17 protein-coding genes are annotated in these 20,374 nt (G+C 71.0%); 6 read left to right on the forward strand and 11 right to left on the reverse strand.

Annotation, left to right across the window (positions count from 1 at the left end):
• Positions 1-481: urease subunit gamma (ureA, locus tag ACGFYY_RS00005; RefSeq protein WP_365280537.1), on the reverse strand; the 481-nt coding region annotated here is incomplete at its 3' end.
• Positions 482-637: 156 nt separating this feature from the next.
• On the opposite strand from ureA, the gene ACGFYY_RS00010 reads away from it, so the two are divergent.
• Positions 638-2,065 (forward strand): cytosine permease, encoded by a 1,428-nt coding sequence (locus ACGFYY_RS00010; protein ID WP_393706372.1) that lies wholly within the window; start codon positions 638-640, stop codon positions 2,063-2,065.
• A gap of 80 nt (positions 2,066-2,145) precedes the next feature.
• On the opposite strand, the gene ACGFYY_RS00015 is transcribed toward ACGFYY_RS00010, so the two are convergent.
• The 4 genes from ACGFYY_RS00015 to ACGFYY_RS00030 form a co-directional block, all read right to left on the reverse strand.
• Entirely contained in the window at positions 2,146-3,231 is a 1,086-nt protein-coding gene (locus ACGFYY_RS00015) for a branched-chain amino acid aminotransferase (RefSeq protein ID WP_393706373.1), read from the reverse strand.
• A gap of 225 nt (positions 3,232-3,456) precedes the next feature.
• Complete coding sequence (locus tag ACGFYY_RS00020) at positions 3,457-4,497, reverse strand: 3-isopropylmalate dehydrogenase (RefSeq protein ID WP_365280544.1); 1,041 nt, start codon at positions 4,495-4,497, stop codon at positions 3,457-3,459.
• A gap of 101 nt (positions 4,498-4,598) precedes the next feature.
• The gene (locus ACGFYY_RS00025) at positions 4,599-4,727 is read right to left on the reverse strand and encodes a hypothetical protein (protein WP_327264606.1); all 129 of its coding nucleotides are present in this window, start codon (positions 4,725-4,727) and stop codon (positions 4,599-4,601) included.
• Between the two features lie 260 nt (positions 4,728-4,987).
• Positions 4,988-5,857 carry a LysR family transcriptional regulator gene (locus tag ACGFYY_RS00030; RefSeq protein ID WP_393706374.1) on the reverse strand — a complete coding sequence of 290 codons (870 nt, stop codon included), beginning with the start codon at positions 5,855-5,857 and terminating at the stop codon, positions 4,988-4,990.
• A gap of 101 nt (positions 5,858-5,958) precedes the next feature.
• Here ACGFYY_RS00030 and ACGFYY_RS00035 point away from each other — a divergent pair, with 101 nt between their 5' ends.
• Both ACGFYY_RS00035 and ACGFYY_RS00040 read left to right on the forward strand, forming a co-directional pair.
• On the forward strand, positions 5,959-6,972 hold the full coding sequence (locus ACGFYY_RS00035; RefSeq protein WP_393706375.1) for an NADP-dependent oxidoreductase: 1,014 nt from the start codon (positions 5,959-5,961) through the stop codon (positions 6,970-6,972).
• Positions 6,973-7,091: 119 nt separating this feature from the next.
• On the forward strand, positions 7,092-9,122 hold the full coding sequence (locus tag ACGFYY_RS00040; protein ID WP_393706376.1) for a phosphocholine-specific phospholipase C: 2,031 nt from the start codon (positions 7,092-7,094) through the stop codon (positions 9,120-9,122).
• 99 nt (positions 9,123-9,221) lie between these two features.
• Here the strand turns inward: ACGFYY_RS00040 and ACGFYY_RS00045 are convergent, their stop codons facing one another.
• Positions 9,222-9,761, reverse strand: a complete 540-nt coding sequence (locus tag ACGFYY_RS00045; protein ID WP_393706377.1) for a GNAT family N-acetyltransferase — start codon at positions 9,759-9,761, stop codon at positions 9,222-9,224.
• A 434-nt stretch (positions 9,762-10,195) separates the two neighbouring features.
• Here ACGFYY_RS00045 and ACGFYY_RS00050 point away from each other — a divergent pair, with 434 nt between their 5' ends.
• Positions 10,196-10,933, forward strand: coding sequence for a nitroreductase family protein (locus ACGFYY_RS00050; RefSeq protein WP_365269360.1), 738 nt, complete (start codon positions 10,196-10,198; stop codon positions 10,931-10,933).
• 101 nt (positions 10,934-11,034) lie between these two features.
• On the opposite strand, the gene pruA is transcribed toward ACGFYY_RS00050, so the two are convergent.
• Together pruA and ACGFYY_RS00060 are read right to left on the reverse strand one after the other, a co-directional pair.
• Complete coding sequence (gene pruA, locus ACGFYY_RS00055; RefSeq protein ID WP_393706378.1) at positions 11,035-12,675, reverse strand: L-glutamate gamma-semialdehyde dehydrogenase; 1,641 nt, start codon at positions 12,673-12,675, stop codon at positions 11,035-11,037.
• Positions 12,676-12,707: 32 nt separating this feature from the next.
• A complete protein-coding gene (locus ACGFYY_RS00060) occupies positions 12,708-13,634 on the reverse strand; it encodes a proline dehydrogenase family protein (protein WP_365269355.1) in 927 nt (308 codons plus the stop codon).
• 160 nt (positions 13,635-13,794) lie between these two features.
• On the opposite strand from ACGFYY_RS00060, the gene ACGFYY_RS00065 reads away from it, so the two are divergent.
• Positions 13,795-15,153 carry a PucR family transcriptional regulator gene (locus ACGFYY_RS00065; RefSeq protein WP_393706379.1) on the forward strand — a complete coding sequence of 453 codons (1,359 nt, stop codon included), beginning with the start codon at positions 13,795-13,797 and terminating at the stop codon, positions 15,151-15,153.
• On the opposite strand, the gene ACGFYY_RS00070 is transcribed toward ACGFYY_RS00065, so the two are convergent.
• Positions 15,150-15,749, reverse strand: coding sequence for a TetR/AcrR family transcriptional regulator (locus ACGFYY_RS00070; protein WP_365269349.1), 600 nt, complete (start codon positions 15,747-15,749; stop codon positions 15,150-15,152). The genes ACGFYY_RS00065 and ACGFYY_RS00070 overlap by 4 nt on opposite strands.
• Positions 15,750-15,838: 89 nt before the next feature.
• Here ACGFYY_RS00070 and ACGFYY_RS00075 point away from each other — a divergent pair, with 89 nt between their 5' ends.
• Complete coding sequence (locus ACGFYY_RS00075) at positions 15,839-17,395, forward strand: MFS transporter (protein WP_393706380.1); 1,557 nt, start codon at positions 15,839-15,841, stop codon at positions 17,393-17,395.
• Positions 17,396-17,483: 88 nt separating this feature from the next.
• On the opposite strand, the gene serA is transcribed toward ACGFYY_RS00075, so the two are convergent.
• Positions 17,484-19,073, reverse strand: a complete 1,590-nt coding sequence (gene serA, locus ACGFYY_RS00080) for a phosphoglycerate dehydrogenase (RefSeq protein WP_365269344.1) — start codon at positions 19,071-19,073, stop codon at positions 17,484-17,486.
• Positions 19,074-19,359: 286 nt separating this feature from the next.
• The gene (ilvC, locus tag ACGFYY_RS00085; RefSeq protein ID WP_365269341.1) at positions 19,360-20,361 is read right to left on the reverse strand and encodes a ketol-acid reductoisomerase; all 1,002 of its coding nucleotides are present in this window, start codon (positions 20,359-20,361) and stop codon (positions 19,360-19,362) included.
• Positions 20,362-20,374 lie beyond the last annotated feature (13 nt).

The following is a 20,374-nucleotide window of genomic DNA, read 5'->3' on the forward strand; positions in this document are numbered from 1 at the left end:
AGGCCGCGGCCCGATCGAAGTCGAGCCGCGGGTTCGCCTCGAAGAAGTGGAAATGCGAGGTCACGCTCACCGGAACGGCGGCGGTGTTGCGCACGTGCAGGTGCAGGACCGGCTCGGGCTGGGGGGCACCGGGGCCGGGGACGACCGCGCCGGGGGCGTCGTCACCGAGCGGGACAGCGCCCTGGATGGGGGACGAGACCACCGCGAGACGAGATCCGTCGTCGAAGACGGCCTCCACGTGGACCTCGGCGACCACGTCGGCGACGCCCGGCAGGACATCGCCGGGACCCAGGACGCCGCGGGCCTCCTCGATGGCCTCCGCGAGCCGCTTGCCGTCGCGCGCCGCCTCGCAGACCGTGTCCGCGATCAGCGCGGTGGCCTCCGGGACATTCAGTTTCAGGCCACGGGCCCGCCGGGCCCTGGCCAGCTCCGCAGCGCTGCGGAGCAGCAGCCGGTCGCGCTCCGTAGGGGTCAGCCGCACGCCGATCCACCACCTCTTGAGTCGATGGGTTAGAGCATCACTCTAACTCTTCATTTCCTCGCGGGGAATCATTGACCTGGAGGCAAGCCTTGGGTCACATTGAGTGTCGCTCAAACAAAGCGCAACCACCCCCCGCCCTGCCAAGGGAGTCCCCCCATGCCCATCGAACAGCGCGGAGTCGACACCATCCCCGAGGACGAGCGGACGAGTGGTCCCCGTGACCTGATCTCGATCCTTCTCGGCTCCAACCTCTGCCTCGGTGTGATCGTCTTCGGCTGGCTGCCCCCGTCCTTCGGACTGGGCCTGTGGCCCTCGGTCACCGCCATCGTGACCGGCACGCTCGTCGGTATCGCCTTCACCGCGCCGCTGGCGCTCGTCTCCCTGCGCACCGCGACCAACCTCTCGACCTCCAGCGGCGCACAGTTCGGCGTCCGCGGCCGGCTGGTGGGCTCGGTGGTGGGTCTGCTGCTCTCGCTCGGCTACACCGCGCTCACCCTGTGGATCGGCGGCGACGTGATGGTGGGCGTCCTCTCGCGGCTCACCGGGCTGCCGGACACCGGGGCGACGCGCGGCGTGATGTACGGCGTGCTCGCCGCGTGCACCGTCGTCGCGGCCGTCTTCGGCTACCGGCTTCTGCTGCGCATGAGCAAGATCCTGGCCATCGGCATGGTGGTCCTGCTGGCCGTCGGCGTCTTCGCCTACTCCGGGGACTTCACCACCGCCGCCCCGCCGGAGACCTCGTACCTGCTCGGCTCCTTCTGGCCGACCTGGATCCTCGCCGCCGTCGCCGCCGGGCTCAGTGGCCCGGTCGCCTTCATCACCCTGCTCGGCGACTACACCCGCTACATCTCCCCGCGCCGGCACAGCTCCCGCAAGGTGCTCTGGGCCACCTCTCTCGGCCTGCTCATCGGCCTGCTGACCCCGCAGCTGTTCGGCACCTGGACGGCGCTCGCCGCCCGGGCCGGGGCCGAGTACGCCGGCCCGCTGGTGGCGGCCTCGCCCTTCTGGTACCTGGTCCCGCTGCTCGCCGCCGCCGCCGCCGGTTCCGTCGGCAACGCCGGGCTGATGCTCTACTCGATGGGTCTCGACCTCGATGCCATCGTCCCCAAGGCCACCCGGACCACGGCCACCCTGGTCGCCGCGGCCGTCGCCACGGCCTTCGTCTTCATCGGGTCCTTCGAGTGGGACGTGCAGTCCGCGATGACCTCGTTCGTGCTGCTGCTGACCGCGATCGGCACCCCGTGGGCCGTGATCACCCTCATCGGGTACGTACGCTGCCGCGGACGCTACGACGCCGACGCGCTCCAGGTCTTCAACCGCCGCTCGGTGGGCGGCGTCTACTGGTTCCGCTCCGGCTGGAACATCGCCGCCACCGCCTCCTGGGCGATCGGCGCCGGCGTCGGCCTGCTCGCCGTGACCACCCCCTTCTACGAGGGCCCGCTGCTCGCCCTCACCGGCGGTGTGGACTGCTCGTTCGTACTGTCCGGCCTGACGGGTGGGCTCGTCTACACCGCGCTCACCGCCCGCCGCTCCCCCGCCCCGGCCGCGACGGTCGCCGCAGCCGAGGAGCCGGCGAACGCCTGAGCACCCGCGTACGTGAACCCCACAGGCCCGCACCCCGGACATCCCGGGGTGCGGGCCTGTGTGTGTGGAACGCGCGGGGACTAGCCCAGCGGGTGCATCCAGCCGTGGGTGTCGGCGCTGTGGCCGGTCTGGAGCTCCAGCAGCGCCTTGCGCAGGCGCATGGTGACCTGGCCCGGCTCGCCGTCGCCCTGGGTCCAGTTGGCACGCTCGGACTTGACCGAGCCGACCGGGGTGATGACGGCCGCGGTACCGCAGGCGAACACCTCGGTGAGGATGCCGTTCTCGTTGTCGCGCTGCCAGTCCTCGGTGGTCAGGCGGCCCTCCTCGGCGGTGTAGCCGAGGTCGCGGGCGATGGTGAGGAGGGAGTCGCGGGTGATGCCGGGAAGGAGCGAGCCGGTGAGCTCCGGGGTGACGATGCGGTCGCCGTACACGAAGTACAGGTTCATGCCGCCCATCTCCTCGATCCAGCGGTGCTCGACGGCGTCGAGCCAGACCACCTGGTCACAGCCGTGGGAAGCCGCCTGGGCCTGCGCGACCAGCGAGGCCGCGTAGTTGCCACCGGTCTTGGCCGCACCGGTGCCACCCTTGACCGCGCGGACGTAGTCCTCGGAGAGCCAGACGGAGACGGGCTTGACGCCCCCGGGGAAGTACGCGCCGGCGGGCGAGGCGATGACGATGAAGAGGAACTCGTTCGCCGGGCGGACGCCGAGGCCGACCTCGGAGGCGAACATGAAGGGGCGCAGGTAGAGGGAGGCCTCACCGGAGTCCGGCACCCAGGCGCGGTCCTGCTTGATCAGTGCGTCGCAGGCCTCGATGAAGAGCTCGGTCGGCAGCTCCGGCATGGCCATGCGGCGCGCGGAGGACTGGAAGCGCGCGGCGTTGGCCTCGGGGCGGAAGGTGGCCACGGTGCCGTCGGGCTGGCGGTAGGCCTTGAGGCCCTCGAAGATCGTCTGCGCGTAGTGCAGCGTCATGTTCGCCGGGTCGATCGCGAGCGGCGCGTACGGGACCAGCTCGGCATCGTGCCAGCCGCGACCCTCGGTCCACTTGATCGTCACCATGTGGTCGGTGAAGTGGCGGCCGAAGCCGGGGCTGGCCAGGATCGCCTCGCGCTCCGCATCGGACAGCGGGTTCGAGGAGGGCTTGAGCTCGATCGTGGGCGTCGTCATGAGTGCTTGTCCTTCACCGGTTGTGTATGGCGGACCGCGCTCACGGCGTACTAGGACGTCCGAGCTTCCCCGCATTCCGCGGCCTCGCGTTCGATTATCGCGCGCGGGCAGGCTTCGGAGAAGCGGGGAAAGCGGCCCAGGGGAGATGGTGGCACCCGGGGCCGCACAGGAGAAGCCGCCGGGTCCCATTGTGACCCGGCGGCTTCCTGAGGTGGAGCTGCCGGGTCAGCCGGCTACTCGAGCGGCGAGGGCGTCGCCGATCGCGTCGGTGGAGCGGAAGGTTCCGTCACGCTCGGCCAGGTCGGCGGAGACCGCGTCCTCGATGCGGACCGCCTGGGCCTCGTAGCCCAGGTGGCGCAGCAGGAGGGCGACGGAGAGGATCGTCGCGGTCGGGTCGGCCTTGCCGGTGCCGGCGATGTCCGGGGCCGAGCCGTGGACGGGCTCGAACATGGACGGGAAGGCGCCGGTCGGGTTGATGTTCCCGGAGGCGGCGAGGCCGATTCCGCCGGTCACGGCGGCGGCCAGGTCGGTGAGGATGTCACCGAAGAGGTTGTCCGTGACGATGACGTCGAAGCGCTCGGGCTGCGTGACGAAGAAGATCGTCGCGGCGTCGACGTGCAGGTAGTCGGTGCTGACCTCGGGGTACTCCTGGCCGACCTTGTCGAAGATGTTCTTCCACATGTGGCCCGCGTACACGAGGACGTTGTTCTTGTGGACCAGCGTCAGCTTCTTGCGGGGACGGGCGTTCGCCCGCTCGTACGCGTCACGGACGACCCGCTCGACGCCGTACGCGGTGTTGATGCTGACCTCGGTGGCCACCTCGGCGGGGGTGCCGGTGCGCAGGCTGCCGCCGTTGCCGGTGTACGGACCCTCGGTGCCCTCGCGGACCACGACGAAGTCGATCTCCGGGCGGCCGGCGAGCGGGGTGGCCGTGTTCGGGAACAGCTTCGACGGGCGCAGGTTGATGAAGTGGTCGAAGGCGAAGCGGAGCTTCAGCAGCAGACCGCGCTCCAGCACACCGGACGGGACCGACGGGTCACCGATGGCGCCGAGCAGGATCGCGTCGTGGTGCTTGAGCTCTTCGAGCTCCGCGTCCGGGAGGGTCTCACCGGTGCGGTGCCAGCGCTGGGCGCCGAGATCGTATTGCTTGGTCTCCAGCTTCACATCCTGGGGCAGGACCGCGGTAAGGACCTTGAGTCCCTGAGCCACGACTTCCTGGCCGATGCCATCACCGGGGATCACTGCGAGATTGATGCTGGTCGACATGACGGAACCGTACTCCGTGTCCCAGCCCTCAGACATTCTGCGTCCACCATGTGGACGTATGCGGATCCGTGCGGACGCAGAACATCCTGGGGAGCCGCAGGTCAGTGGCCGGTCGACCCGCCGTTGTCACGGCGGTCGAGGGCGCGCTGCAGAGCGGCGGCGGCGTTCTTGCGGTCGTCGGCCGAGGCGGAGCTGTGGCGGACGCGGCGGGTGGCGGTGGAAGAGGTCATGGTGATCGACTCCTTGAGATCACGGCGTGGCGGGGCCACGGATGAGGGGTTCCTTCAAGGCGCCGGAAGAGGCGGGGAGCGGTGCGCCGCAGGGATTGCCTGCCAGGGGCGCGCGCTCTCGACCGCCATTCGCCTGATCGGCGAGACGTTCGGCTTCTACAAAGCTAGGGCAGGTCCCGTTGTATGTCTCGGCAATTACTCGGGCTTCCTACTATCTGAGACGCGCAGCGCCCCGAAAAGCCCCGTCCCGTGGGTCCGTTTCAGCCCTTCTCAGAACGAAGTTCCCTGATCAGGGCCCGTACGGCGAGAGTTGAGGCCGATTCCGCCGTAGTGACGTATCCCACCTGTCTCACCGGCCCCGCAGGGCCCAGATCGGTGATGTCCACCGCGTCGGTCGCGTCTCTCAGGGACAGCTCGGGCATGATCGCCATACCGAGCCCGCGGCCGACCATCGTCAGCACCATCGCGTCGTCCTCCGCCTTGACCGTCGCCCGCGGGATCCAGTCCTGGGCATGCCACCAGGAGCGGGTGTAGGAGCCGCAGTTCTCGTCCCAGTCCATCAGCGGCAGGCCCTTCGGGTCCGGGTGCCCGGCCGGGTGGACCAGCCGGTACGCCTCCTGCGCGAGCACCCCGGTCAGCAGGCCGGGGGCCACCTCCTGGGAACCGCCCAGCGTGGCGATACCGAGGTCGGCGCGGCCCGCCAGCACCTCCCCGGCGGTGCCGGCCCCGATCTCGCGCACCACCCGGACCTCGGGGCGGATCCCCGGATACCGCGCCGTGAGCCGCTCCAGCGCGGGCGGCAGCAGGTGCAGGGCCGCGCTGCGGAACGCGGCGATCCGCAGCGCCCCCTCCACGGCGCCGCGGCCGGCGCCCCGGACCTCCGCGTCGAGGACCTCGTACATCCGCAGGATCCGGCGGGCGAGGGCGACGGCCCGCTCCCCCGCCGGGGTGGGTGTGGCCCCGGCCCGGCCGCGCTCGAAGAGCACCGCGCCGACCTTGGTCTCGCTGCCGCGCACCGCGTGCGAGACGGCCGACTGGGTGAGGCCGAGCGCGGCCGCGGCGGCGGAGAAGCCGCCGCTGTCGGCGACGGCGACCAGGATCCGTAGTTCCTGGGGCAACAGGTCGGGCACGGGGGCTCTCACCTCGTTGTATGAGCGGCGTTCATGGATGTGCGGCTTCCATGAACGCAACCCTCTGCCCGGGGCGCCCATTCCTTCCTAGCGTCGGGCCCATGACCACGAACACCGCTTTCGCCGTGCACCAGATCGCCCGCCCCACCGGCTTCCCCACCGCCGAGGACTTCACCTTCGCCGCCTCCCCCGTTCCGCGGCCGGGTCCCGGCACCGCGCTCGTCGAGAACCTCCTGCTCTCGGTGGACCCGTACCACCGGGGCATGATGGACGGCGGGGAGGACGGCTTCGAGCTGAACACCCCGCTGGAGGGCCGCTCGGTGGGCCGGGTGCTCGCCTCCCGCGACCCGGGGCTGCGCGAGGGCGACCTGGTCTTCCACCGCGCGGGCTGGCGGACCCACGCCCTGGTCACGCTCGGCGTGGACGGGACGCGCAAGCTGCGGGGCCACGACGGCGTCCCGCCGGAGGCCTACCTCTCCATCCTGGGCGGCACCGGCCTCACCGCGTACGCGGCCCTCACCCGGACGGCGGCCCTGCGCGGCGGCGAGGACCTCTTCGTCTCCGCCGCCGCGGGCGGGGTCGGCACGGCCACCGGTCACATCGCCCGACTGCTCGGCGCCGGACGGATCATCGGCAGCGCGGGCTCGGCGGCCAAGGTCCACCACCTCACCGACGTACTGGGCTTCGACGCGGCCTTCGACTACCACGACGGCCCGGTCGGGGAGCAGCTCGCACAGGCCGCGCCGGACGGCATCGACGTCTACGTGGACAACGTCGGCGGGGACCACCTGGAAGGGGCGCTCGACTCGCTGCGCGAGTACGGGCGGGTCGCCTGGGTCGGCGCGATCTCGACGTACCACGGGGACCGCTCGCCGGCCGCGCCCCGCAACCTCTTCGAGGTCGTACACAAGTCCCTTCGCCTGGAAGGGGTATTGGTTCGCAATCACACCAATCTGCAGGACGAGTTGGAGGACTTCCTCGTCCCTCATCTGCGCAGCGGCCGGATCGGTACCGACACCACCGTTGTCCAGGGCTTCGACCGGACCGTGGAGGCCTTCCTGGGCATGCTCCGCGGGGATAACCTGGGCAAGATGCTGGTCCGGATCGGCGCCTGAATCCGGCCACCCCTATGTTCACCGATTTCTTACCGCACGGATGTAGACCTTTGATCCCGGCGCCGCCACTCTTTCCGTCGATGTGCCGACGGGGCACTTGAGTTGGAGGCGAGAGGCCAGTGACACCGATCAGCCGCAGAGGTTTCGTGGGAATCGGCGCCGGGCTCGTGGCGGGCGCCACCCTGCCCGCCGTCACACCGACGACGGCGGCCGCGGCCGCCGCGACCGGCACCATCACCGATGTGAGGCACGTGGTGATCCTGATGCAGGAGAACCGCAGCTTCGACCACTACTTCGGCAAGCTGAAGGGTGTCCGCGGGTTCGGCGACCGCGCCGCCGGCAACCTCCCGGGCGGCTGGGGCATGTTCGACCAGCCCGACTGGGGCGGCCGCAGGTACCCGTGGAAGCTGTCCGCCACCCCGCCGGCGGGCGGCGCCGACGGCAAGACCCTGGCCCAGTGCACCGGTGACCTCCCGCACAGCTGGGCCTCGCAGCACGCCGCCTGGAACAAGGGCCGGATGGACAACTGGGTCATGGGCGTCGGCAACGCCCGTACCCTCGGCCACCTGGACCGGGGGGACATCCCCTTCCACTACGCCCTCGCGGACAGCTACACGATCTGCGACGCGTACTTCTGTTCCGCACTCAGCGCGACGGGCCCGAACCGCACATTCCTGTGGAGCGGCAAGATCGACGCCACCAGCAAGGACGGCGGCGAGGAGTCCGGGCTGACCTGGGAGACGTACGCGGAGGCCCTCCAGCGGGCCGGCGTGAGCTGGAAGGTCTACCAGAACGCCCAGGACAACTACGGGGACAACGGCCTCGCCTACTTCAAGAGGTTCACGGACGCCGCCCCCGGCGATCCGCTGTGGGACCGGGGCATGGGCTCGGTCCCCGAGGTCATTGGCTCCACCCCGGACGACATCGCGGCCGCGATCCGCGCCGACGTGGTGGCGGGCACCCTCCCCCAGGTGTCCTGGGTCGTGGCGAGCGAGGCCTTCTCGGAACACCCCTACGCCCCGCCCGGGGACGGCGCCCACTTCGTGGACCTGGTCCACCGCGCCCTGGCCGCCGACCCCGAGGTCTTCGACTCCACGGTGCTCTTCCTCAACTACGACGAGAACGACGGCTTCTTCGACCACGTCCCCCCGCCGGTCGCCCCGCCCGGCACGCCCGGCGAGTACCTCGACGGCGTCCCGATCGGGCTCGGCTTCCGTGTCCCGATGATCGTGATGTCCCCGTGGACCCGCGGCGGCTGGGTGAGCTCGGAGGTCTTCGACCACACCTCGGTGCTGCGGTTCATGGAGAAGTGGACGGCCGCTCTCGGCACCCCCGCCACCTGCCCGAACATCAGCGATTGGCGCCGGAAGGTGGTCGGCGACCTGACCGGCGTCTTCGACTTCGCGCACCCGGTCCACGGGTACCCGGCGGGCCTCCCGTCCACCGCCGCGGTGATCGGCCAGGCGACCTGCGCCCCGCTCCCCAACCCGGCGCCGCAGGACAACGCCCTCCCCGCGCAGGAGCCCGGCACCCGCCCCGCGCGGGCCCTGCCGTACCAGGTCAACGGCAATCTGGACCGCTTCGAGTTCGGGCCGGCCGGTCAGATCACGGCCTGGTTCTCGATGACCAACCAGGGCGCCCAGGCGAAGCGGGCGGCGCACTTCTCGATCCACCCGCACCAGCACCGGGACACGACGCCCTGGCAGTACACCGTCGACCCGGGCGGCACGGCCGGCGACTACTTCCACATCGGCCTGGGGCACGGCTCGGGCAAGTACGACCTCTCGATGCACGGGCCGAACCGCTTCCTGCGCCGCTTCATCGGCGACGCGTCGAAGCCGGGCAAGGACATCGAGGTGGCCGCCCGCTTCGCGGTCGAGCCGGGCACCGGCAAGCCGGCGGTGTACTTCAAGATGAAGAACTCCTCCGGATCCCCCGTCACCTTCACGATCCGCTCGAACGCCTACCGCACGGACGGCCCGTGGACGTACACGGTCCCGGCGAACTCCTCGCGCGAGGACTACTTCAACGCCGTGGCCTACAGCAAGGGCTGGTACGACTTCACGATCCTCGCCGACTCCGACGGCACCTGGTCGCGCCGCTACACGGGCCACATCGAAACGGGCGCGCCCAGCGTGTCGGGCGCGTAGCCGGACACGCCGTGGATGCCTGAGGCCTGAGGCCTGAGGCCTGAGGTCCGAGGCCTGAGAGATACGAGCTGAGACCTGGGACCCGGGACCCGGGCCCGTCTAGAGCACGTCCCCGTCCCGCCAGTCGAAGTCGAGCCGCCCGGCCGGGTCCGGCCGGATCCCGCCGGGCGGCGTCCACACGTACGTGGATCCCTCCTCCTCCGGGAGCGGGACGGGCCCGGTCGGCGAGAGCGCGCCGATCCGGCCGCCCCACACCTGCCAGCCTCGGCCCAGGTACAGCGCCGCCCCGTCCCGCGACGCCGACAGCGCGCCGAGCACGTAGGCCCGGCCGATCACCTGCTCCAGCCGGGCCATGACCTGACCGCCGAGGCCGCGGCGCCGCGCGTCGCCCCGTACGGCCACGCCCTCGACGTACCCGGTGCGCAGGGCCCGCCCCCGGTGCACGACCCGCCGCATGACGACGCTGCCGTGGGCGACGAGGTCGCCGGCCGCGTCCCGGACCAGCACGTGCATCCCGCCGAGGGCGTGCTCGAAGTCCTCGTCGGCGAAGTCACCGTCGAAGGCCCCGTCGAGCAGGGTCCGGATCTCGCGGAGCTCCGTTCCGGTCAGCTCCGCCGTGTGCCGTACGAGGTTCTCCATCGGGCGACCGTACCAACGCCCGCCTGCGGCCTCGGGGCGGCCGGGAAAGGCCGGAAACAGTCGAGGGGTTCGGAACCCGGAGTGCTGCCGGGCCGGGCCGTCCGTGTCGCACGTGGCCGTGCCCGGGCGGGCGGACCCCGGTCGCAGGGGCGGCGCGGGCCCGGTGGTCCACCGCGGCCGCGGCCTCGCCGCCCAGCCCGCCGAAGGGAGGCGGGGCCGGTGGGGGCGTGGTGGTCCACCCGTGCCCGGTGCCTGCGGGCGGCCGCCGGGGCGGGTCCGCCGCTCCCGAGCCCACGCCGGTGGAGGAAGGTGTTCCGCACGCGGAATCGACCGGTGATCACCACCTCCGAAATCGCCCGGATCCCCGCAGACCGGGCGTGGAATCGACGTACGGCCCTGGCGGCGCGCCGTACGGCGGCGTGAGGATCTGTTCCATGTCGCCTGAGACCACACCCGAGACCGCCTCCGGGACCGCTCCTGAGACCGGGCGGTGGACGCCCACCCACGGCGATCCGTACCGCCCGGTCGCCTACCGTCCCGAGCGGATGCCGCAGCAGGAGTCCCTCGCGCGCGCCGCCGAGCTACGGGCCCGCATGGAGGAGCGGCGGACGGTACGTCACTTCTCCCCCGACCCGGTGCCCGAGCAGGTGGTCCGGGACGCCATCGCCTGCGCCGCGACCGCCCCGTCCGGGGCGCACCAGCAGCCGTGGACCTTCGTCCTGGTCAAGGACCCGGCCGTCCGGCAGCAGATCCGGGCCGCCGCCGAGCAGGAGGAGCACCTGTCCTACGACGGCCGGCTGGGCGACGAATGGCTCGCCGCCCTTCGCCCCATCGGCACGGACGCCGTGAAGACCCACCTCACGGACGCCCCGGCACTGATCGTGGTCTTCCAGCAGCGCTACTGGCTCGGCCCGGACGGCACGAAGCGCAAGCACTACTACGTCGACGAGTCGGTCGGCATCGCGGTCGGCATGCTCCTGTCCGCCCTCCACCTGTCGGGCCTGGCGGCGCTGATCCACACGCCCAGCCCCATGCGCTTCCTCGGCCACGTGCTGGACCGCCCGGAGAACGAGAAGGCCTTCGCGGTCGTCCCCGTGGGCTACCCGGCGGACGACTGCGAGGTCCCGGACCTTCTACGCAAGTCCCTGGACCAGGTCATCGTCGAGGTGTGACCACCTCGCCGCAGCACGGCTCCCGGACCGGAAATGGATACCGCCCCCGCTCCGGACTTGGGGGTACCGGAGCGGGGGCGGGGTTCAGCAGGGGGCGGAGGTCAGCCCATGTGCGGGTACGCGTAGTCGGTCGGCGCGACCAGCGTCTCCTTGATCGAGCGGGTGGAGGTCCAACGCATCAGGTTCGACGCGGCGCCCGCCTTGTCGTTCGTACCCGAGGCGCGGCCACCACCGAAGGGCTGCTGGCCGACGACGGCACCGGTGGACTTGTCGTTGATGTAGAAGTTGCCCGCCGCGAAGCGGAGCTTCTCCATCGCGTCCGCGGCCGCGTAACGGTCGGCGGCGATGATCGAGCCGGTCAGGGCGTACGCCGAGACGGACTCCATCTGGGCCAGCATCGCGTGGAATCCCTCGGTGGACTCGTCCTCGTAGACGTGGACGGCGAGGATCGGGCCGAAGTACTCGGTCGTGAAGACCTCGTTCTCCGGGTCGGTGCAGGCGATGACGGTCGGACGGACGAAGTAGCCCTCCGAGTCGTCGTACGTACCACCGGCGATGATCTCGCAGGTCGGGTCGGCCTTGGCGCGGTCGATCGCGGCCTTGTTCTTGGCGAAGGAACGCTCGTCGATGACGGCGCCGATGAAGTTGGTCAGGTCGCGGACGTCACCCATGGAGATGCCGTCGACCTCGGCCGCGAAGGCCTCCTTGAAGCCGTCGTTCCAGATCGAGGCCGGGACGTAGGCGCGCGAGGACGCCGAGCACTTCTGGCCCTGGAACTCGAAGGAGCCGCGGGTCAGGGCGGTCTTCAGGACGGCACGGTCCGCGGACGGGTGCGCGACGACGAAGTCCTTGCCGCCGGTCTCGCCGACCAGGCGCGGGTAGGACTTGTACTTCTCGATGTTGTTGCCGACCGTCTTCCACAGGTACTGGAAGGTCTTGGTCGAGCCGGTGAAGTGGATGCCGGCCAGCTCGGGGTGGTTCAGGGCCACCTCGGACACGGCGATGCCGTCGCCGGTCACCAGGTTGATGACGCCCTTGGGCAGGCCGGCCTCCTCCAAGAGCTCCATGAGGAGGATCGCGGAGTGGGTCTGCGTCGGGGACGGCTTCCACAGGACCACGTTGCCCATGAGGGCGGGGGCGGTCGGCAGGTTGCCCGCGATGGCCGTGAAGTTGAACGGCGTGATCGCGTAGACGAAGCCTTCGAGCGGGCGGTGGTCGCTGCGGTTCCACACGCCGGCGGAGTTCGCGACGGGCTGCTCGGCCAGGATCTGGCGGGCGAAGTGCACGTTGAAGCGCCAGAAGTCGACGAGCTCGCACGGGGTGTCGATCTCGGCCTGCTGCGCGGTCTTCGACTGGCCCAGCATGGTCGAGGCGGCGAGCTTCTCGCGCCACGGGCCGGACAGCAGCTCGGCGGCGCGCAGGATGATCGCGGCGCGGTCGTCGAAGGACATCGAGCGCCAGGCCGGGGCGGCGGCGAGGGCGGCGTCGATGGCCTCCTGCGCGTCGGCCTCGGTGGCGTTGGCGTAGGTCCCGAGCACCGAGCTGTGGTCGTGCGGCTGGACCACGTCGAAGCGCTCACCGCCACCCATCCGCTTGACGCCGTCGATCGTCATCGGAAGGTCGATCGGGTTCTCGGACAGCTGCTTGAGCTGCGCTTCGAGCCGCGTGCGCTCCGGGGTGCCGGGGGCGTACGAGTGGACCGGCTCGTTGACCGGCGCGGGGACCTGGGTCACAGCATCCATGGGGCTGGTAACTCCTTGAGCTAGTGGGGTGCCTAGTTCTTGGTGATCATCGAGCGGACGAAGAAGAGCAGGTTGGCCGGCTTCTCCGCGAGGCGACGCATGAAGTAGCCGTACCAGTCCGTGCCGTACGCCGTATAGACGCGCATCCGGTGGCCCTCGGCGGCCAGCCGCAGGTGCTCCTCGCTGCGGATGCCGTACAGCATCTGGAACTCGTACTCGTCCAGCTTGCGCCCGGCCTTGCGGGCGAGTTCCTGGCCGATGGCGATGAGGCGGGGGTCGTGGGACCCGATCATCGGGTAGCCCTCGCCGTCCATGAGGATCTTCAGGATCCGGACGTACGCCTTGTCGATCTCCGCCTTGTCCAGGTACGCGACCTCGGCGGGCTCCTTGTAGGCGCCCTTGACGATGCGGACGCGGCTGCCGGCGGCGGCCAGGCGGCGGGCGTCGGCCTCCGTGCGGAAGAGGTACGCCTGGATCACGCAGCCGGTCTGCGGGAAGTCCCGGCGCAGCTCCTCGTGGATGGCGAACATCGAGTCGAGGGTGGTGTGGTCCTCGGCGTCCAGCGTCACGGTGGTGCCGATGGCGGCGGCGGCCTCGACGACCGGGCGGACGTTGGCGAGCGCCAGCTCGTGGCCGCCTTCCAGGGCCTGGCCGAACATCGAGAGCTTGACCGACATCTCGGCCTTCTCGCCGAGGCCGAGCTCCGCGAGGCGCTCGATGAGCTGGAGGTACGCGTCCCGGGCGGCGTGGGACTGCGCCACCTCGGTGATGTCCTCGCCGACGACGTCGAGGGTGACCTCCAGGCCGGCCCCCGTGAGCTCCTCGACGATCGGGATGACCTGATCGACGGTCTCGCCGGGGATGAACCGATTCACCACGGGCTTGGTCACCGGGGCGGCGGAGACGATACGACGCATCTTGTCGCTGCGCGAAGCGGCGAGGATCACGGGACCCAGCACGGGGGCACCTCCAGCGGGTGGCAGAAGAAAAGCGCAAGTAAAACCACCGTGAAACCTAAGGATCGCTTCGATCCTCTGCCATCGACAGCTGTCACGCATCCGTGTCCCGGATCTCATACATCTGTCTGAAGGGTCTGCTCCGGAGTGGGAGAATGTCCGCGTGAAGGGCGATTACCAGGACCTGGTGGACGAGATCTCCGCGCTGCTCGGCGCCCCGGCGACCCTGGAGAACCGGGACTTCCGTCTGATCGCCTTCGGCGCCCACGACAGCGATGACGATCTCGCGATGGACCCGGTCCGGACCCGCTCGATCCTGACCCGGCAGTCCACGGCGGACGTCCGGTCCTGGTTCGAGGCTTTCGGCATCGCCCGCGCCACGGGGCCCGTGCGGATCCCGGCGGCGCCCGACGCCGGGGTGTTCCGGGGGCGGATCTGCCTGCCGGTGCGGTACCGGGGCATCGTCCAGGGCTACGTATGGCTGCTCGACCAGGAGCCCGGCAAGCCCGGACCCGAGCCGGCGGCGCTGGACGCGGCCATGGAGGTGGCGCAGCGCATCGGGGTGCTGCTCGCCGAGGAGGCGAAGGCGGGGGCCGACCTGTCGCGGGAGTTCCTGGCGGTGCTCACGGCCGGCCGGGGCTGGCAGCAGGACATGGCGGTGGCCGCGCTGCGGGTCGCCCTCGGCCCGGACGGGGACGGACTGCACGCGGTGGTCTGCGTGACCCCCTGGCCCGGGGAGGCCCCGGCGTCGGTACCGGGCGCGGCGGCGGTGTGCGTCGTACCGCGGCGGAGCGGGGGCGAGCCGGGCGGCGGCGCCGGGCCGGGCGCGGGTACGGGGACGGGAGCGGGGACCGGGTCGGAACCCGCGGGCCGACCGGCCCTGGCGGTACTTCTCCGGCTGCGCTCGACGGACGCGCTGGCTCCGGCCCTGGCGGCGGTGGCCCGACTGCTGCCGCGCGCGGCGGGAGCGACGGGAGCGACGGGAGCGACGGCACCGGGCGGGAACGGCCCGGCCGGCAAGGCCACGGGCGGAAAGGCCACGGGCGGTGGGAGCGGCGGGAGCGGCGGGGCCACCGCCGGAACGGCCGCGCCCACCGCCACGACGCGCGGGGCGACCGCCGGCGTCGCCGACCCCGTACGGGGTCTCGCGGACCTGCCCGCCGCCTGGGAGCAGGCCGTCGCGGCCGCCCGGGCGGCCGCGGCCCAGCCCCGGTTCGGCCCGGTCGCCCAGTGGGCGGCGATCGGCCCGTACCGGATGCTGGCGACGCTCGCCGCCGACCCGGTGGACGACCCCGCCGCGCGCACCCTGTTGGCCCCGACCCACCGCGAACTCGCCCGTACCGCCGAGATCTTCCTGGACTGCGCGGGCCAAGCGGGCCGCGCGGCGGCCGCCTTGGGCATCCACCGGCAGACCCTCTACTACCGCCTGGCCCGGGTGGAACAGTTGACCGGCCTCGACCTGGACGAGGGCGAGGACCGCCTGCTGCTCCACATGGCCCTCAAGGCCTCCCGCCTGGCCTAGAGCCTGTCCTTGCGTCCGCCCTCCTGCGGGCGGGTCATCGCCTCCGCCGCGCGTCGCATGCCCTCGGTGAACTCCTCGGCGGTCGCGGCCGACTCCGGGTCGAAGAGCCACTGGATCATCAGGCCGTTCAACAGCGCCTGGTAGAAGGTGCCGAGTGTGCGGACGTCCCGCTCGTCGAGCTGGTCCTCCGGGGTTCCGGTGAGCATGGAGATCAGCCCTCGACGTCCCTCGGCCTGCGAGGCCGCGAGCATGGACCTCAACTCCGGCCGCTCGTCGCGAGCGAGCGCCACCTCCAGACTGGCCGCCCAGACCGGTCCGGACTTCTCGTGCTGCGCCAGCACGCCTTCCCACAGGGCGCGGAAGCGCTCCGACGAGCCACCCTCACCCTCGAGTCCGTCCTGGAAGACCGCACCCCACTCCTCCATCAGGCCGATGAACGCCTGGGTGAGAAGGGCGTCCTTCGAGCCGTAGTGGTAGCCGATCGAGGCCAGGTTGGTCCCGGAGGCGCTGACGATGTCGCGCGCGGTCGTGCGCACGAACCCCTTCTCGGCCAGGCACTTCTTGGCGCCTTCGAGCAGATCTTCGCGATGTCCCATGGCTCCACGGTATCAAGACAAGCGTCCTAGACGACAGTCATAGACAGTCGTCATAGACAAGCGTTTAAGACGTATGTATATTCCTGCTCATGACGAACCCCGCCGCCACAGCGCGACTCGCCGGCCGCCGCGAATGGACCGCCTTCACCGTCCTGTTGCTGCCGCTGCTCCTGGTCTCGATGGACGTCTCCGTCCTCTACTTCGCCATCCCGGCCATCACCGACCAGCTCGACCCGAGCGCCACCCAGCAGCTCTGGATCTTCGACAGCTACGCCTTCGCCCTCTCCGGCCTGCTGATCACGATGGGCTCGCTCGGCGACCGCATCGGCCGCCGCAAGCTGCTGCTGATCGGCGCGACCGCCTTCGGCCTCGCCTCGATCGGCGCCGGCTACGCCACCAGCGCCGAGATGCTGATCGCGGCCCGCGTGCTGCTCGGCATCGGCGGCGCCACCCTGATGCCCTCCACGCTGGCCCTCGTCCGCAACCTCTTCCAGGACGACAAGCAGCGCGGCAAGGCCATCGCCATCTGGTCCGGGGCCATGACCGGCGGTATCGCGCTCGGTTCGGTGCTCAGCGGGGTGATGCTGAACCACTTCTACTGGGGCTCCGTCTTCCTCATCAACGTGCCCGCGATGCTGCTCCTGCTGGTCCTGGTCCCGACCCTGGTACCGGAGTTCAAGGACCCGACCCCCGGCCGCTTCGACCTGCTGAGCGTCCCGCTGTCGATGGCCGCCGTGCTCCCGGTCGTCTACGGCCTGAAGGAGATCGCCGCCGAGGGCTTCGAACCCCTGTACGCGGGCTGCCTCGCCGTCGGGCTGGCCTTCGGGTACGCCTTCGTCCGCCGTCAGCGCTCCCGTGAGGACGCCATGGTGAGCCGGGCGCTGTTCGCGGGCCGCGGCTTCGGGGCGGGCATCGGCCTCAACACCGTCGCCGCCTTCGCCATGATGGGCTCGGCCTACTTCACCACCCAGTACCTCCAGTCGGTGCTCGGCATGGGCACCCTGGAAGCCGCCCTGTGGAGCCTGGCCCCCTCGGTCGTCATCGGCGCCGCGGCCCCGGTCTCCGCCGCCCTCGCCCAGAAGGTGGACCGGGCCTACGTGATCGCCGGCGGGTTCGCCCTCGGCGCCGCCGGGTTCGTCCTGATCAGCCTGGTCGGGACCGACTCCCTGTGGCTGATCCTCACCGGCGCCGGGGTGCTGGCCTCGGGCATCGTCACCGTGCTGTCCCTGGTGTCCGACATGGCGCTGGCCTCGGCCCCCGCCGAGAAGGCCGGTTCCGCCGCCTCCCTGCTGGAGACCGGTACGGAGTTCGGCGGCGCCCTGGGCATGGCGGTCCTCGGCAGCCTGGGCACCGCCGTCTACCGCGCCGACCTGGCCGACTCCGAGCCCGCGGTGCGGGAGACCCTGGGCGGGGCCGTCGCCACCGCCCACCACATCGGCGGGCCGGCCGGGGAGCAGGTGCTGGCCCTGGCCCGGGAGGCCTTCGTCCACGGGATGCAGTACGCGGCCTGGGGCGGTACGGCGCTGCTGCTCGGGGCGGCCGTGCTCGCCGCGGCCCTGATGCGGGGGATCGAAGCGCCCGCCCCGCCCGCGGCGAAGTCCGCGGCCCGTGCCGGAGACCGCCCGCACGAGGCGTCGTACCACTGAACCGCCCGCCGCCGCACGCGGTCGACGGAACGCGGAAGGGCCCGGGGTCTCCCCCGGGCCCTTCCTTCACGTCATCACCCTCGCGGGCTCAGGCGAGGCTGACCGTACGCGCCGAGACGGCGCCGATCTCGGCGGCGATGTCCGCGAGGACGTTCGCCGGGACCGCGGCGTCGACGGTGAGGACGGCGAGCGCCTCACCGTGCGCCTCGGCACGGGCGACCTGCATGCCCGCGATGTTCAGACCGCCCTCACCGAGGACGCGGCCGACGGTGCCGACCACGCCGGGGCGGTCGGTGTAGCGCAGGACGACCATGTGGTCGGCGAGCGACAGGTCCACGTCGTACTCACCGACGCCGACGATCTTCTGAAGGTGCTTCGGGCCCGCGAGCGTGCCGGAGACCGAGACCTCCTGACCGTCCGACAGGGTGCCGCGCACGGTCACCACGTTGCGGTGGTCCGGGGACTCCGAGCTGGTGGTCAGCCGCACCTCGACGCCGCGCTCCTGCGCGAACAGCGGGGCGTTGACGTAGGAGACCGTCTCGTCGACGACGTCCTCGAAGACACCCTTGAGGGCGGAGAGTTCCAGCACCTTGACGTCGTGCTGGGTGATCTCGCCGCAGACCTCGACGTCGAGGCGGACCGCGACCTCGCCCGCGAGGGCGGTGAAGATGCGGCCGAGCTTCTCGGCGAGCGGCAGGCCCGGACGGACGTCCTCTGCGATGACGCCGCCCTGGACGTTGACGGCGTCCGGTACGAGCTCACCGGCGAGCGCGAGGCGCACCGACTTGGCGACCGAGACACCGGCCTTCTCCTGGGCCTCGTCCGTGGACGCGCCGAGGTGCGGGGTGCAGACGACCTGGTCGAGTTCGAAGAGCGGGGAGTCCGTGCAGGGCTCCTTCGCGTACACGTCGAGGCCGGCGCCGGCGACGCGGCCCTCCTTGATGGCCGTGTACAGCGCGGCCTCGTCCACGATCCCGCCGCGCGCGGCGTTGACGATGCGGACCGACGGCTTCACCTTGTGCAGGGCCTCGTCCCCGATGAGACCGAGGGTCTCGGGGGTCTTGGGCAGGTGCACGGTGATGAAGTCGGCGACCTCCAGGAGCTCGTCCAGCGTCAGCATCTTGACGCCCATCTGGGCGGCGCGCGCGGGCTGTACGTAGGGGTCGTACGCGACGATCTTCATCCCGAAGGCCGACATGCGCTGCGCGACCAGGACGCCGATGCGGCCGAGGCCGACGACGCCGAGGGTCTTCTCGCTGAGCTCGACACCCGTGTACTTGTTCCGCTTCCACTCGCCGTTCTTCAGGGCGGTGTTGGCCTGCGGGATGTTGCGGGCGGTGGCGACGAGCAGGCCGCAGGCCAGCTCGGCCGCGGTCACGATGTTCGAGGTCGGCGCGTTGACGACCATCACGCCGGCCTTGGTGGCGGACGAGACGTCCACGTTGTCCAGACCGACACCGGCGCGCGCGACGACCCGCAGCTTCTTGGCCGCGGCGATGGCCTCGGCGTCGACCTTGGTGGCGGAGCGGACGAGGATCGCGTCGACGTCGACGATCGCGGGCAGCAGCTCGGCGCGGTCCGCGCCGTTGCAGTGCCGGATCTCGAAGTCCGGGCCCAGCGCCTCGACGGTGGCGGGCGACAGCTCTTCGGCGATGAGTACGACAGGTTTCGAGCTCACGTGGGTCCTCACAAGTCCAGTGCGGACGGCCGTCCCGACGGCCGCAGGCGGTGGAGGGGGTAGCCGCGTGGAAGACGCACGACACTGTGGGCCTGACGCGTATGTGTTGAGCAGTGTAGTGGCGCCGGCGGGTCGGATTTCCGCCTGTACGGAAGGATCACCCGTCCGTGGTTGGCCGGGGTGGACAACCCGCGCCCGTCAGGGCCGGATTCCCGGCGTGCGACACCCGTCCGGTGATGTGCGGCGGGGCCGGGACCTCGCGTGTCCCGGCCCCGCCGTCACGAGATCAGCTCTCGTCGTTGTCGACCCAGCTCATCAGCTTGCGCAGCTTCTTGCCGGTGGTCTCCAGCAGGTGCTCCTCGTCGGCCTTCTTGTACTCGTTGTACTTCGGCAGACCGGCCTTGTACTCGGCCATCCAGGTGTTGGCGAACTCGCCGCTCTGGATCTCCGCGAGGACCTTCTTCATCTCGGCCTTGGTGGCGTCGGTGATGACGCGCGGGCCGGTGATGTAGTCGCCCCACTCGGCGGTCTCGGAGACCGACCAGCGCATCTTCTCCAGGCCGCCCTCGTACATGAGGTCCACGATGAGCTTCAGCTCGTGCAGGCACTCGAAGTACGCGATCTCCGGCTGGTAGCCGGCCTCGGTCAGGGTCTCGAAACCGGCCTTGACCAGCGCGGAGGCGCCACCGCAGAGGACGGCCTGCTCACCGAACAGGTCGGTCTCGGTCTCCTCGGTGAAGGTGGTCTTGATGACGCCGGCGCGCGTGCCGCCGATGCCGGCCGCGTACGAGAGCGCGAGGGCGAAGGCGGAACCGCTGAAGTCCTGCTCGACGGCGGCGATGCAGGGAACGCCGCGGCCTTCCTCGTACTGACGGCGGACCAGGTGGCCCGGGCCCTTCGGCGCGACGAGGGCGACGTCCACGTTGGCCGGGGGCTTGATGAAGCCGTAGCGGACGTTGAAGCCGTGGCCGAAGAAGAGCGCGTCGCCCTCCTCGAGGTGCTCCTTGATGGACTCCTCGTAGATCTCGGCCTGCAGCGGGTCCGGGGTGAGGATCATGATGACGTTCGCCCAGGCGGCGGCCTCGGCCACGGGGACGACCTTCAGACCCTGCTCCTCGGCCTTGGCCTTGGACTTCGAGCCCTCCTTCAGACCGACGACGACGTCGACGCCGGAGTCACGGAGCGACAGCGCGTGGGCGTGGCCCTGGCTGCCGTAACCGATCACAGCGACCTTGCGGCCCTGGATGATGGACAGGTCGGCGTCGTTCTCGTAGAACAGCTCGGCCACTGGGATATCTCCT

Source organism: Streptomyces sp. NPDC048331 (genome assembly GCF_043201215.1).
GTDB lineage: Bacteria > Actinomycetota > Actinomycetes > Streptomycetales > Streptomycetaceae > Streptomyces.

Coding starts and splice junctions, on each gene's coding strand:
- ACGFYY_RS00010 (WP_393706372.1), top strand. CDS start 638: ATGCCCATCGAACAGCGCGGAGTCGACACCATCCCCGAGGACGAGCGG.
- ACGFYY_RS00015 (WP_393706373.1), bottom strand. CDS start 3,231: ATGACGACGCCCACGATCGAGCTCAAGCCCTCCTCGAACCCGCTGTCC.
- ACGFYY_RS00020 (WP_365280544.1), bottom strand. CDS start 4,497: ATGTCGACCAGCATCAATCTCGCAGTGATCCCCGGTGATGGCATCGGC.
- ACGFYY_RS00025 (WP_327264606.1), bottom strand. CDS start 4,727: ATGACCTCTTCCACCGCCACCCGCCGCGTCCGCCACAGCTCCGCCTCG.
- ACGFYY_RS00035 (WP_393706375.1), top strand. CDS start 5,959: ATGACCACGAACACCGCTTTCGCCGTGCACCAGATCGCCCGCCCCACC.
- ACGFYY_RS00045 (WP_393706377.1), bottom strand. CDS start 9,761: ATGGAGAACCTCGTACGGCACACGGCGGAGCTGACCGGAACGGAGCTC.
- ACGFYY_RS00050 (WP_365269360.1), top strand. CDS start 10,196: ATGTCGCCTGAGACCACACCCGAGACCGCCTCCGGGACCGCTCCTGAG.
- pruA (WP_393706378.1), bottom strand. CDS start 12,675: ATGGATGCTGTGACCCAGGTCCCCGCGCCGGTCAACGAGCCGGTCCAC.
- ACGFYY_RS00070 (WP_365269349.1), bottom strand. CDS start 15,749: ATGGGACATCGCGAAGATCTGCTCGAAGGCGCCAAGAAGTGCCTGGCC.
- ACGFYY_RS00075 (WP_393706380.1), top strand. CDS start 15,839: ATGACGAACCCCGCCGCCACAGCGCGACTCGCCGGCCGCCGCGAATGG.